This window comes from Streptomyces sp. NBC_01244 (assembly GCF_035987325.1).
Taxonomy (GTDB): Bacteria; Actinomycetota; Actinomycetes; order Streptomycetales; family Streptomycetaceae; genus Streptomyces.
In genome coordinates this window covers 3196558-3208573 of sequence record NZ_CP108488.1, presented here as the reverse complement: position 1 = coordinate 3208573, position 12016 = coordinate 3196558, and the positions used below count along the sequence as shown (strand labels likewise).

12 protein-coding genes are annotated in these 12016 nt (G+C 73.4%); 6 read left to right on the top strand and 6 right to left on the bottom strand.

The genetic code is table 11. The annotated features are described in order from the left end of the window. The first annotated feature begins 28 nt into the window (after nucleotides 1–28). The gene (locus OG247_RS14235) at nucleotides 29–1123 is read left to right on the top strand and encodes an esterase-like activity of phytase family protein (protein ID WP_327252598.1); all 1095 of its coding nucleotides are present in this window, start codon (nucleotides 29–31) and stop codon (nucleotides 1121–1123) included. Here OG247_RS14235 and OG247_RS14230 read toward each other — a convergent pair. The 3 genes from OG247_RS14230 to OG247_RS14220 all read right to left on the bottom strand — a co-directional run bounded on the left by OG247_RS14230 (nucleotide 1120) and on the right by OG247_RS14220 (nucleotide 5485). Next, nucleotides 1120–2556, bottom strand: a complete 1437-nt coding sequence (locus OG247_RS14230) for a carboxyl transferase domain-containing protein (RefSeq protein WP_327252597.1) — start codon at nucleotides 2554–2556, stop codon at nucleotides 1120–1122. The genes OG247_RS14235 and OG247_RS14230 overlap by 4 nt on opposite strands. A 254-nt stretch (nucleotides 2557–2810) precedes the next feature. Further along, entirely contained in the window at nucleotides 2811–4451 is a 1641-nt protein-coding gene (locus OG247_RS14225; protein WP_327252596.1) for a GAF domain-containing protein, read from the bottom strand. Beyond that, a complete protein-coding gene (locus OG247_RS14220) occupies nucleotides 4448–5485 on the bottom strand; it encodes a rod shape-determining protein (protein WP_327252595.1) in 1038 nt (345 codons plus the stop codon). Before OG247_RS14220 ends, OG247_RS14225 begins: the two co-directional genes overlap by 4 nt. Before the next feature lie 242 nt (nucleotides 5486–5727). Between OG247_RS14220 and OG247_RS14215 the strand changes: the two genes are divergently transcribed. Continuing rightward, nucleotides 5728–6480, top strand: a complete 753-nt coding sequence (locus OG247_RS14215) for an esterase/lipase family protein (RefSeq protein WP_327252594.1) — start codon at nucleotides 5728–5730, stop codon at nucleotides 6478–6480. 25 nt (nucleotides 6481–6505) lie between these two features. Here OG247_RS14215 and OG247_RS14210 read toward each other — a convergent pair whose 3' ends face one another. Continuing rightward, complete coding sequence (locus OG247_RS14210) at nucleotides 6506–7099, bottom strand: hypothetical protein (RefSeq protein WP_327252593.1); 594 nt, start codon at nucleotides 7097–7099, stop codon at nucleotides 6506–6508. 80 nt (nucleotides 7100–7179) lie between these two features. Between OG247_RS14210 and OG247_RS14205 the strand changes: the two genes are divergently transcribed. Then, nucleotides 7180–7980, top strand: a complete 801-nt coding sequence (locus OG247_RS14205) for an SCO2400 family protein (RefSeq protein ID WP_327252592.1) — start codon at nucleotides 7180–7182, stop codon at nucleotides 7978–7980. A 9-nt stretch (nucleotides 7981–7989) separates the two neighbouring features. Here OG247_RS14205 and OG247_RS14200 read toward each other — a convergent pair whose 3' ends face one another. After that, nucleotides 7990–8412 (bottom strand): MarR family winged helix-turn-helix transcriptional regulator, encoded by a 423-nt coding sequence (locus tag OG247_RS14200; RefSeq protein ID WP_327252591.1) that lies wholly within the window; start codon nucleotides 8410–8412, stop codon nucleotides 7990–7992. Between the two features lie 103 nt (nucleotides 8413–8515). Here OG247_RS14200 and OG247_RS14195 point away from each other — a divergent pair, with 103 nt between their 5' ends. From OG247_RS14195 to OG247_RS14185, 3 genes are all read left to right on the top strand, one after another. Continuing rightward, on the top strand, nucleotides 8516–9538 hold the full coding sequence (locus OG247_RS14195) for an NADP-dependent oxidoreductase (protein ID WP_327252590.1): 1023 nt from the start codon (nucleotides 8516–8518) through the stop codon (nucleotides 9536–9538). A gap of 66 nt (nucleotides 9539–9604) precedes the next feature. Continuing rightward, entirely contained in the window at nucleotides 9605–10027 is a 423-nt protein-coding gene (locus OG247_RS14190; RefSeq protein ID WP_266909067.1) for an organic hydroperoxide resistance protein, read from the top strand. Between the two features lie 135 nt (nucleotides 10028–10162). Beyond that, entirely contained in the window at nucleotides 10163–11062 is a 900-nt protein-coding gene (locus tag OG247_RS14185; protein WP_327252589.1) for an EI24 domain-containing protein, read from the top strand. Here the strand turns inward: OG247_RS14185 and OG247_RS14180 are convergent. Further along, a complete protein-coding gene (locus OG247_RS14180) occupies nucleotides 11052–11951 on the bottom strand; it encodes an NAD(P)-dependent oxidoreductase (protein ID WP_327252588.1) in 900 nt (299 codons plus the stop codon). The two genes, OG247_RS14185 and OG247_RS14180, sit on opposite strands and share 11 nt — an antisense overlap. Nucleotides 11952–12016: the final 65 nt, after the last annotated feature.

Genomic DNA, 12016 nt, shown 5'->3' with positions numbered 1-12016 from the left:
TCCCCTTTGATCCAGGAGGAAGGCCTTCATGCGCCTTCGTACGCTCGTCTCCACCGCCGTGGTCACCGCCGCGCTCTGCGGAGCTCTCGTTCCGCAGGCCCTCGCGGCCCCCGGGATGCCCGGGGCGCCGAAGGAGGACCGTTCCTGCTCGCCGTACCTCTCGGTCGCGGGCTACTCGGACTCCCTCGACAAGACCCTCCTCGACGGGAAGCTGGTCGGCGGGCTCTCCGGGCTCGCGGTGGACCGGGACGGCAGCGTCGCCGCCATCTCCGACAAGTCGGTCCTGTACAAGCTGAACGTGGGCCGCGCCGACACCCCGACGGCCACGGCCGCCGCACGGCTGCCGCTGACCGACGGCGCGGGCAAGGCCGTGGACTCCGAGGGGATCGTCGTCGACCGCGACGGCACCTACCTGGTGACGGACGAGAGCGCCCCGGCGATCCGGCGGTACGCCCGCACCGGTGAGGTGCTGGGCTCGCTGCCGATCCCGGACGGGTTCAAGCTCGCGCCCGCGGGCCGGGCCACCGCCAACCAGACCTTCGAATCCCTGACCCTGCTGCCCGGCGGACACACCCTCGTCGCCGGAGTCGAGGGCGTGCTGGCCGGCGACGGCAAGGACGCGCAGGGGCGGACGCTCCAGCGGATCCAGACCTGGGAACGCCGCGGCCGGAACGGGGAGTTCGTCCTGGGGCGGCAGTACGCGTACCCGGTGGACGCCGGACACGGGCTGGTGGAGCTCGCGCCGACGCGCGACGGCCGGCTGATCGTGCTGGAGCGCGGCTTCACGCAGCAGTTCAAGATCACGGTGCGGCTGTACCTCGCCGACCCCCTGGGCGCCACGGACACCTCGAAGGTGGCGGCACTGGCGGAGGGACCGGGGCTGCGGACGGCGCGCAAGACGCCGATCGGGGACCTCGACGGCTGCCCGACGCTGGGCGCGCCGTCCAAGCTGCCGCAGAACCACCCGCTCGTCGACAACGTCGAGGGCATGGTGGTCACCGGACACGACGGGTTCGGACGGGTGCGGCTGCTGCTCGTCAGCGACGACAACGAGTTCCCGCAGGAGATCACCCGGCTGTACCGGATGGACGTGAAGCTGCCGGCACGGAGCTGGGGGCGCTAGGCCTTCCCTTCGGTCTCTTCTGCCTCTTCCGCCGTCTCCGTCTCCGCCGTCTCCGTCTCCGCCTTCTCCGTCTCCGCCTTCTCCGTCTCCGCCTTCGCGGGGGAGACGATGCCGCGGGCGACCCCCAGGGCGACCAGGTCCTGGGGGCGGACGCGCAGTTGGTCCGCCGTCGCCGGGGCCGACTCCGGGGGGCGCTTGAGGATGGCCGCCGCCAGCTCGGGGGCGATCACCGAGAAGTAGCTGTCCGGAGTGACCCAGGTGTTGCCCGGCGCCGCGAGGGCCAGGGCCCCGCCCGAGCCGCCCTCACCGATGAGGAGGGTGGTGACGGGGACCCCGGCCGCGGCGAGCGCCGCGAAGGCGTCGGCGATGGCCGCGCCGGCGCCCGCGTGCTCGGCGGCGGCATCGTTGGCCGCGCCGGGGGTGTCCACGAGGGTGAGCACCGGGATCCCGAGCCGGTCCGCCAGCCGGATGACACGGGCCGCCGTACGGTACCCGGCCGGGCGGGTGGCGGTGCCGCACTGCGCGGCGTAGGCCACGGCCCGGCCCTCGCGGAGCCCGAACCCGCACAGCATCCCGGGGTCGGTGCCGCCCGCCCGGTCTCCGGAGAGGTGGAGGCGGAGCTCGAAGTAGGAGTCCAGGTACTGCTCCGCGCGCGGCCGGCCGGGGTGACGGGCCTGCCGGACGGCGTCCCAGCCCGTGCGCGGCAGCTCCACGCCGGCCAGCGCGGCGGGGGGTTCCACGGGCTCGGCGGAGCGGGGTGCGGAGAACACCCGGAGCCAGGCCGCCAGGGTCACGGGGAGCTGCACGGCGGGGACGAGGGCGTCCACGTGCCCGGCGGCGTACTGCCCCTCGGCGGTGTAGGCGGCCGGATCCGCGTCCGGCGGCCGCACCCGGGACCCGGCGAACCCGACCTGCGCCCCGGGCAGCGCGAGGATCACGTCGGCCCCTGCCCCCAGGGTGGCCCAGCCACCGCCGGTGGTGGGGTCGCGCAGGACGGCGATCTGCGGGAGGCCGGCGGCGCGGGTGAGGGCGGACTGGCGGGCCACGCGCTGGAGTTGGGTCAGTGCGAGCATGCCCTCCTGCATGCGGGAGCCGCCCGTGGCGATGAGCGAGACCAGGGGGAGGCGGTGGGTGCGGGCGTAGGTGTAGGCCGCCTCCAGGCGGTCGCCGGTGCGGTGGCCCAGGGACCCGCCGAGGAAGCCGAACTCGAAGGAGATCACGGTGGCTTCGCGGCCGCCGATGCGGGCGGTGCCGGTGACGACGGACTCGTCCTCGCCGGTCCGAGCGGTGGCGCGGGCGCGGGAGTCGTCGTAGCCGGCCCAGCCGAGGGGGCCGTCGGGGGCGGAGTCCCCCGGCGGGGCGGGGAGTTCGGTGAAGCTGCCGGGGTCGGTGGCGGAGGCGATGGCGGCGCGGGCCGAGGGGCGGGTCGTCACCCCGCCAGCGTACGGGCCGCCGCCTGGTGTGCCGCTCGTGTGGTGCGGGTGGTTCGGCCCTGCGGGGCGAAGTCCCCTACCCGCCTCGCCCGTACCCCGCCCATCGCCCGTACCCCGCCCTTCGCCCGTTCCCCGCCCTTCGCCCGTTCCCCGGGCTGCGCCCGGACCCCCCTGGGGCTCCGCCCCGGACCCCGCGCCTCAAACGCCGGCGGGGCTGGATTGCCCTGCGGGCAATCCAGCCCCGGCCTTCGGCGTCAGAGCGGGGCTTCCCAGGTGAGGGTGGTGCCCCGGGTGCCGGAGTCCGTGCGGCCGTCGTCGGAGACGGTGAGGCGCACGCGGGCGGGGACCGCGTCGACTTCGACGTCGATGGAGGTGACCTCCGCCCGGCGGTGCGCCGCGGCCAGCGCGCCGCGCAGGGCGGCGAGGAGGTCGCCCGCGACCGGGTCCGGCAGCAGCGCGTCCACCGTGCCCGCGAAGTGCACCGACGGCTGGAAGCCGAGCAGGACCGCCGCCCCGCCGGTCTCCCGCAGGACCCGGCCGCGGAAGGTGGTCGGGGCGTCCGTCGGCGGCTGCTGGAGGGCGAAGATGGCCGTGCGGACCTCCTGGATGGTGGAGTCGAGCTCGTCCACGGCCCGGCTCAGCTCCTCGCCGACCGTGTCCCCGGTGGGTGCCTTGTCGGAGCGCCGCCGGGTGCTCTCCAGCATCATCTCCGTCGCGAACAGCCGCTGGACCACCAGATCGTGGAGGTCGCGGGCGATGCGGTCCCGGTCCTCGTAGACGGCCAGTTGCTCGCGGTCGTGCTGCGCGTCCGCCAGGACCAGGGCCAGCGCGGCCTGGGAGGCGAACTGCGAGGCCAGCAGCCGGTCGACCGCGTCGTAGGCGGGGCCGCCGCGGACGCGCGGCAGGGCGAGCGTGCCGATGAGCTGCCCGCCGCTCTGGAGGGGCAGCATCATGCTGGGGCCGAAGCGTTCCCGTACGTGCGTGGTCATCCGGGGGTCCGTCGCCGAGTCCTCTATGAAGACCGGCTCACCGCCCAGGAGCTGTTCCAGGACCGCCGAACCCGGGGCGATGGACGTGCCCACCAGGTCACCGGGGTCCCCGTGCGTGGAGGCGGCCACGATCTCCATGCCGCCCTCGGGGGTCGGCTGCAGGACGACGCCGGCCGCCGCGTCGGCCAGCAGCCGGGCCCGTTCGGCCACGCACATCAGCGCGTCGGCCGCCGGCCGGCCCGCCAGCAGGGTGGTCGTCACGGCGGCGGCGCCCTCGATCCAGCGCTCCCGGCGGCGCGCGGTCTCGTACAGCCGGGCGTTGCCGATCGCTATCCCCGCCTGCGAGGCCAGCACGCGCACCAGTGCGAGGTCCTCGTCCGTGAACGTGCCGCCGCCCCGCTTGTCGGTGAGGTAGAGGTTGCCGAAGACCTCGGTGTGGACCCGGATCGGGACGCCGAGGAAGCCCTTCATCGGGGGGTGCCCCGGCGGGAAGCCCGCCGCGCGGGGGTCCTGGTTCAGGTCCTCCAGCACGAGCGGGCGCGGATCGCTGATCAGGGCGCCGAGCAGGCCGGAACGGCCGTCCGGCAGGTGGGGGATCGCGGCCTTCTCGGCCTCGGTCATGCCGGAGGTGAAGAGCTCGGTCAGCCGGACGCGCTCGGGGTCGACGACCCCGAGCGCTCCGTACCGTGCCGCGCACAGCTCGGTCGCCGAATCCACGATGTGCTGGAGGGTGGTCCGCAGTTCGAGTTCGGAACCGACGCTGAGGACCGCCTCCAGGAGGACGGGCAGGCTGGCGGCCTGGCGGGCGGCGACGTCCTTCCCGTTTCCGTCCTTCCCGTTTCCGTCCTTCCCGTCCCGGTCCTTCCCGTCTCCGGGGGCTGCCGGGGACGACTCGGCGTGCGTCATTCGGCCAGGGGGTTCAGAACCATGGGGGAGATCTTCCCTTCGAGCATCATGCCGAGGCCCAGTACCGCGCAGACGTCCGGCCGTTCGGCGATGGCCACGGGCATCCCGGTGGCATCGCGGAGCATCTGGTCCAGGCCCGGCAGCAAGGCGCTGCCACCCACCATCATGATCCCTCGGTCCGTCAGATCGGCCACCAGGTCCGGCGGGCAGTCGCGCAGCACCTTGCCGATGCCGTCGAGCACGGCGGTCAGCGGGGTGTGGATGGCGTCGCGGACGGCCGCGGTGTCCACGTGGACGGAGCGGGCGAGACCGGTGGCCACGTCGCGGCCGTGGATGAGGGTGGAGGTGGGTCCGCCGGCGGTGATGCCGTTGCCGTGCAGGGCCAGTTGGAGCGGGCGGACGGCCTGGCTCGGCAGCATCAGCTCGTGCGCGTGGCGCAGGTGCTGGACGACCGCGTGGTCGATGGCCTCGCCGCCGACCGGGATCCGTACGGCGGTGACGATCGAGCCGAGGGAGAGGACGGCGACCTGGGTGGCGGCGGCCCCGCACACCATGATCATCGTCGCGGTCGGCTGCTCCACGGGCAGGCCGCAGCCGACGGCCGCCGCGATCAGGGTGTCGACGAGCTCGACGCGCCGGGCTCCGAGTCCGACCATCGTCTCCACCGCCGCGCGCTGGGCGAGCGGGTCGGCGTCGTGCGGGGTGCAGGCGGCGGCCCGCAGCCGGGGCTTGCGGCGCAGGGCGCGCCGCAGCTTCTCGCCGAGGAGGTGGCGCAGCATGCGCTGGGCCATCTCGATGTCCACGACGGTGCCGCCGGAGACGGGCCGGACGACCCGGATGTAGTCGGGCGTGCGGCCGGTCATCCGCTCGGCGAAGGTGCCGACGGCGATGAGTGCACCGGTCCGCGTGTTCACGGCGGCGACACTGGGCTCGTCCACGACCAGGCCGACGCCCTTGACGTAGACGCGGGTCCTGGCCGCTCCGAGGTCGACGGCCACGTGGCAGCGGCGCAACTGCTCAAGACTGACGGTCACGGCAGATCCTCCCGAGAGCGCTGACGCAAGAAGACCGGCGGGTGCCGGTCACACTTCGTATCTTCTCGGGTGAATTACCCGTATTGCCCGATTTGATGCTCCGGGTGGGGGGTGTCTTGAGGTACGGAAGGGTCACGAGGGGCGCGGGAGAGTGCTGCACGGGGGTGGAATTCTGCGACGCCAGGCGCGACCATGCCCGCACCGATCGTGCTACTCGTGCGTAACAAGGTAAAGGGGACTCGATGCTGACGGTCCGCCAGAGACTGCTCGCCCTGCCGGCGCTCTGCCTGGCGCTGCTCGCGGCGCCCGCACTCCCGGCCCAGGCCTCCGGCCCGCCGTCCGGCGCGGCTTCCGGTCGCGCGCAGCACGCGACCCAGGCCCGGGCCTCCGGCCCGGCCGCCGCGCGCAATCCGGTGGTCTTCGTGCACGGCTACAACGCCGACCCCGGCGTCTGGGGCTCCCTGCGCGAGGACCTGCGCGCCGACGGATACGCCGACTCCGAGCTCTTCTCCTTCGGCTACGACACCCACCAGTCGGTCAACGAGGTCCTCTCCGGTCGGCTCGCCGCCTACGTGGACGGGGTCCGCCGGCAGACCGGCGCAGCCAGGGTGGACCTGGTCGCCCACTCCTTCGGCTCGCTCGTCACCCGCTGGTACGTGAAGTTCGGCGGCGGCGGCCCGTACGTGGAGCGCTGGGTCTCCCTCGCCGGCCCCAACCGGGGCACCTCCACGGCCTGGGCCTGCGCCCTGTGGGACCAGGCCTGCCGGGACATGACCCCCGGCTCCTACGTGGTCAAGAACCTGAACTCAGGCGACGAGACCCCCGGCACGGTGCGGTACGCCACCTTCTGGTCCAACTGCGACGAGGTCATCAACCCCGACGACAGCGTCCCGCTCACCGGGGCCGCGAACACCCCGGTCGGCTGCCTCAAGCACAACGACCTGCTCGGGGACGACCCGACCTCGGCGGGCGTACGGGCCTTCCTGCGCTCCTAGAGGGTGTCTTTCGGATCGGGCCCCGTCAGTGCGGGTCCGCCACCGACACCTCCTGGAGCAGGCCGTACGTGAACTCCGCGACGCAGGCCCGCCCCGACGCGGTGAACGCCAGCCGCCACCGCGTCGGCGCGGTGCCCTCCATCGGGCGGACGGGCGCGAAGGCCCGCGCCACCTCGTCGACCGTCGCCGACCAGGGCAGCAGGTCCTGCGGCGACTCCAGTACGGGACCGGGCGCGCCCGGGGCCCGGACCAGCCACTCGTTCCAGACGGCCCCGTCCGGCGCGGCGAGCACCTCGAAGCGCAGGTCGGGCCAGAGCGGCACCGGCCACAGCAGGGCCTCGCACGTCAGATCGCCGATCGTGCGGGAGGAGACGGCCTCGGGCGGGCCGAGCACCGAGCGGTAGCGGGCCAGGGCGCCCCGGGACCGCGGGGAGCGGACCATGGCCTGCCAGCGCTTGTTGGCCTCCCGCTGCTCGGCGAGGGAGGCCCCGAGCCGCCGGCGGGCCTCCTCGGCGCGTCCCGGCTGGAAGTCGGCCATCCGGCGCAGCAGCACCAGTTGGAAGCCGGCGGGGCCGAAGGGGCCCGGGGTGAGGGATGGTGTCCCCGGAGTCTTCGTCATGGACCCGAACCCTTCCACACAACATCCTCACGATCCCGGTATACGGCCGTTGTGAGTGAACGCGTAGCCTGCGGGGCGCCATGGACTATTGCATCGCCTGCCGCAGGTACCTCAACGGCGCGCTGGCGTGCGCCGGATGCGGGACCCCGGCCGAACGCCTGATATCCGCCGCGCCCGCCGCACCCGCCCCCGGCCCCACCGCCGGATTCGGAAGCGACCCGGCCGCGCTCGCCGACGTGTACGCCGACTCCCTCATCGTGCTGTCCGGGGAACGGGGACAAGGCCAGGGCCGGGGGCGGGCCCAGGGCCGCGCCGCCGCCCGCCGCCGCACCGGGCACCGCCGTCGCCGCCGGACCGCGCTCACGGTGGGGCTCGGGCTGGTGCTCGCCGCCGGGGCCACGCTGGGCCTGGCCCGGCTGGCGACCGACGGGGAGCGCACCGACCGGGCGGCGACGGTGGTGCTGACCGACGACGCGGGTCCCGCGGAGCCGGCTCCGCTGCCCGGTCTGACGGGGGATCCGGTCGCGCCCACGGGGACGGCTTCGGGGAGGGGGCCGGCCGCAGGCTCCGCGAAGGCCACGACCGGGGGCGGGAAGCAGGGCGGCGCCGGGCCGAGTGCCGGGGGTTCCACGGCCGGGCCGTCGGGCTCCGCCTCCGGGGCGGGGCCGTCGCGGAGCGCCTCCCGGACTCCCCCGTCCGCCGCTCCGACCACATCGGGCGCCGGCGGCTCCGCGACTCCCGAGGAGAGCCCGAGCTCGAGGGGACCCAAGGGGAAGCCCAGTAAGAAGCCGTCCCCGACCCCGACCCCGACGCCCACCCCGACGCCCACGCCGGAGCCCACCCCGGACTGCGACGACTGGTGGAACCCGCTGTGCTGGTGAGCGGGGAGCTCAGCCGAGCATCCGCCTGAGCAGGTCCCTCAGGACCGCGCGCTCGGCCGCGGTGAGCCCGGCGAGGGGCTCCCGGGCGAAGTCCAGCGACTCGCGCAGCCGGTCGGCGGTCTGCAGGCCGTCCTCGGTGGGCGCCGCCAGCTTCACCCGGCGGTCGGCCGGGTCCGGGCGGCGCTCCACCAGGCCGCGGCTCTCCAGGCGGTCCACGATGCCGGTGATGTTCGACGGCTCGCACCGCAGCTTCTGCGCGATCTTGCGCATCGGCATCGGCTCCAGGGACAGCAGGTTCAGCACACGGGCCTGCGCGCCGGTGAGCTGGTGGCTGGAGGCCGCGTGCTCGTACTCCTGGTGGTAGCGGGTCACGACGTCGCCGATGAGCTCGACGACTTCGAGGGTCAGGGGATCTGCGCGACGGCTGGGCATGGATCCAGCGTACCCATTTACTTGACAACATGAAATATCCAGGCGCATGGTTGTTTCACGTCCTGAAGCATTTTGCACTTCTTCCCCCATCCAGGAGTGACGCATGTCCGAGATCCCCGCCGTCAGCCGTGAGTGGCACCTCGTCCGCCGCCCGCAGGGCTGGCCCGTCGCCGAGGACTTCGCCCTGCGCGAGGTACCGGTCAACGCCGAGCCCGCCGCCGGCCGGATTCTGGTGCGCAACCTCCACATGTCCGTGGACCCGTACATGCGCGGTCGGATGAACGACGTGAAGTCGTACATCCCGCCCTTCCAGCTCGACAAGCCCATGGACGGCGGCGCGGTCGGCGAGGTCGTGGCCTCGGCCGACGAGCGCTTCGCGGTCGGCGACCACGTGCTGCACGGTCTGGGCTGGCGCGAGTACGCGGACGTCGACGCGAAGCACGCCACCCCGGTGGACGCCTCGCTCGCCCCCCTCTCCGCCTACCTCGGCGTCCTCGGCATGCCGGGCCTGACCGCCTACGCCGGGCTCTTCGAGGTCGCCTCCTTCAAGGAGGGCGACTCCGTCTTCGTCTCCGGCGCCGCCGGAGCGGTCGGCAGCCTCGTCGGCCAGTTCGCGAAGATCAAGGGCGCCTCCCGGGTGATCGGCTCCGCCGGCTCCGACGAGAAGGTGACCCTCCTCACAGAGAAGTACGGCTTCGACGCCGCCTTCAACTACAAGAGCGGCCCCGTCGCCGAGCAGCTGAAGGAGGCCGCGCCCGAGGGCGTCGACGTCTACTTCGACAACGTCGGCGGGGACCACCTGGAGGCCGCCATCTCCTCCCTGAAGGTCCACGGCCGGGCCACCCTGTGCGGGGCCATCGCCCAGTACAACGCCACCGAGCCCGTGCCCGGCCCGAGCAACCTCGCCCTCGTGATCGGCAAGCGCCTGCGCCTCCAGGGCGTGCTGGTCGGAGACCACGCGGGACTGCAGCCGCAGTTCGTCCAGGACGTGGCCGGCTGGCTGCGTTCCGGGCAGCTCGTCGCCGACGAGACGGTCGTCCGGGGAGTGGAGAACGCCACCGACGCCTTCCTCGGAATGCTGCGCGGCGACAACACCGGAAAGATGATCGTTTCTTTCACCGGTTAGGCTCACTCCACACCGCCGTGACGCGTGGGCGCGAGTCCCGGCGATTTACCAGGAGGATTTCCTTACATGTCCATCCAGCAGTCCGACGTCGCGTACACCGCTGTTGCCACCGCCGAGAACGGCCGTGACGGTCGCGTCGCCACCAACGACGGTCGCCTCGAGGTCGTCGTGAACCCGCCGAAGGAGCTCGGTGGCAGCGGCGAGGGCACCAACCCCGAGCAGCTGTTCGCCGCCGGCTACAGCGCCTGCTTCCAGGGTGCGCTCGGTGTCGTCGCCCGCAACGAGAACGCCGACATCACCGGCTCCACCGTCACCGCCGAGGTCGGCATCGGCAAGAACGACGACGGCTTCGGCATCATCGTCAAGATCTCGGCCTCCATCCCGAACGTGGACGCCGCCACCGCCAAGGACCTCATCGAGAAGGCCCACCAGGTCTGCCCGTACTCCAAGGCGACCCGCGGCAACATCACGGTCGAGCTCGCGGTCTGATCCACGACCCGCTCGACTGGTTCGTCCGGTTCATCCGGTACGACCGGTACATCGAAGGCCGCACCCCGGCACCGGGGTGCGGCCTTCGACGTGCCCGGCGTCCACCTGCCCGGACGCCCGCCCTAAACTGGAACCATGCGTGATCTTGCGGGGGGATTCGGCTATCTGCTGGCCGGACAGCGATGGGTACTGCGCCACGGACGGTGGCTGGGCTTCGGGCTGCTGCCCGGGCTCGTCTCCCTGGTCCTGTACGCCGGCGCGCTCATCGGCCTCGGCTACGGCGCCGACGACCTGACCGCCTGGGCGACCCCCTTCGCCGACGACTGGTCCTCCCCGTGGCTCGGGTTCTTCCGCGGCTTCCTGACCGCCCTGGTCTTCTGCCTCGGGCTCTTCCTCGCGGTGATCACCTTCACCGCCGTGACCCTGCTCGTGGGCCAGCCGTTCTACGAGTCCCTCTCGGAGCAGGTCGACCGCACCGAGGGCGGCGAGGTCCCGGAGTCGGGCCTCACGCTCGCACAGGAGCTGTGGATCTCCGCCCGCGACAGCCTGCGGATCCTGGGCCGGGTGCTGCTCTTCGGCATCCTGCTCTTCGGACTCGGCTTCGTACCGGTGATCGGGCAGACCGTGGTTCCGGTCCTCGGCTTCTGCGTCTCCGGCTTCTTCCTCGCCCAGGAGCTGACCTCCGTCGCCCTGATGCGCCGCCGGGTCCAGCTCACCGAGCAGCTCGCGCTGCTGCGCGGGCGGCGGATGCTGGCCCTCGGCTTCGGAGTGCCCCTGGTCGTGTCCTTCCTGGTGCCGCTCGTCGCCGTGTTCCTGATGCCGGGCGCGGTGGCCGGGGCGACGCTCATGGTCCGGGACCTAGTGGGCGAGGGGCAGGGTGAGGGCGCGGAGCAGGAGCGGACGGAGGGACAGGGCCGGGAGCAGGCCCAGACGCAAGGCCAGGGTCAGGCCCAGGCCCAGGCCCAGGCGCAGGCGCAGGCGCAGGGTCAGGGTCAGGGTCAGGCCCAGGCGCAGGGCAAGCGGCTCAGCGCCTGAGCAGGGTGATCGCCCCGGCGGTGTCCTCGCCGGCGTGGGCCGCCGGGTCGGCCGTCAGCCGTTCCCGCATCAGGTCCAGGTAGGGACGGATCAGCTCGGGGCTGACCCCCTGCTCCGCGGCGGTCCTCAGATAGGTGGCGCTCGCCGTGACCTGCATGGCCAGATTCGACTCGACGCCCGTGGTGAAGTCCCCCGAGACCAGCCGCTCGGCGGCCGCGCCCGCGAAGAAGCCCATCGCCCCCAGCCACTCGGTCAGCAGCGGAGCCAGGTCCTTGGGCGAGATGTCCTCGCCCTCGATCAGTGCGTAGGCGTGCGAGATCCCGGCGAAGAGCCCGGTCATCGCGCTCAGCAGGGCCACGTCGTGCAGGGCCGCGTGCCCGGGGTCGGAGCCGACGAAGCGGGCGCCGGCCGGAACCTCCAGCGTGCTCCGGTGCTCCTCGAACAGCTCGGGGGAGCCGCTGTAGAAGACGTACCCGCCGGCCGCGGGGGCGCCGATCATCGACGGGGTGGCCATGATCCCGGCGTCGAGGAACCGGGCCCCGCGCTCCTGGGCCCACGCGGCCCGGGCGCGGCCGTCGGCGGGCGTGCCGGTGGTCAGGTCGACCAGGTCCTTGCCGGTGAGGTCCAGGCCCTCCAGGGCCGCGCCGACGCTGTCGTGGTCCAGCAGGCAGACCACGACCAGGCCGTTGGCCGCCACCGCCTCGGCGGCGCTCGCGGCGACGACGGCGCCTTCGGCCGCGAGGGCCTCGGCCTTGGCGGGGGTGCGGTTCCAGACGGTCAGGGGGTGCCCGGCGGTGAGCCAGGTGCGGGCGAGGGCGGTGCCCATCGATCCGAGTCCGAGGAGGGTGAGCGGGGTCTTCGTGCTGGTCTTCGTGCTGGTGTCGGTCATGCCGTTTAGCCTGGCGGAGGGCCGCCAGGTGCTCAAGTACGCACTTCGGAGTGGGTGGTTACCCC

Coding starts and splice junctions, on each gene's coding strand:
- OG247_RS14235 (WP_327252598.1), top strand. CDS start 29: ATGCGCCTTCGTACGCTCGTCTCCACCGCCGTGGTCACCGCCGCGCTC.
- OG247_RS14190 (WP_266909067.1), top strand. CDS start 9,605: ATGTCCATCCAGCAGTCCGACGTCGCGTACACCGCTGTTGCCACCGCC.
- OG247_RS14180 (WP_327252588.1), bottom strand. CDS start 11,951: ATGACCGACACCAGCACGAAGACCAGCACGAAGACCCCGCTCACCCTC.
- OG247_RS14185 (WP_327252589.1), top strand. CDS start 10,163: ATGCGTGATCTTGCGGGGGGATTCGGCTATCTGCTGGCCGGACAGCGA.
- OG247_RS14195 (WP_327252590.1), top strand. CDS start 8,516: ATGTCCGAGATCCCCGCCGTCAGCCGTGAGTGGCACCTCGTCCGCCGC.
- OG247_RS14210 (WP_327252593.1), bottom strand. CDS start 7,099: ATGACGAAGACTCCGGGGACACCATCCCTCACCCCGGGCCCCTTCGGC.
- OG247_RS14215 (WP_327252594.1), top strand. CDS start 5,728: ATGCTGACGGTCCGCCAGAGACTGCTCGCCCTGCCGGCGCTCTGCCTG.
- OG247_RS14225 (WP_327252596.1), bottom strand. CDS start 4,451: ATGACGCACGCCGAGTCGTCCCCGGCAGCCCCCGGAGACGGGAAGGAC.
- OG247_RS14200 (WP_327252591.1), bottom strand. CDS start 8,412: ATGCCCAGCCGTCGCGCAGATCCCCTGACCCTCGAAGTCGTCGAGCTC.
- OG247_RS14205 (WP_327252592.1), top strand. CDS start 7,180: ATGGACTATTGCATCGCCTGCCGCAGGTACCTCAACGGCGCGCTGGCG.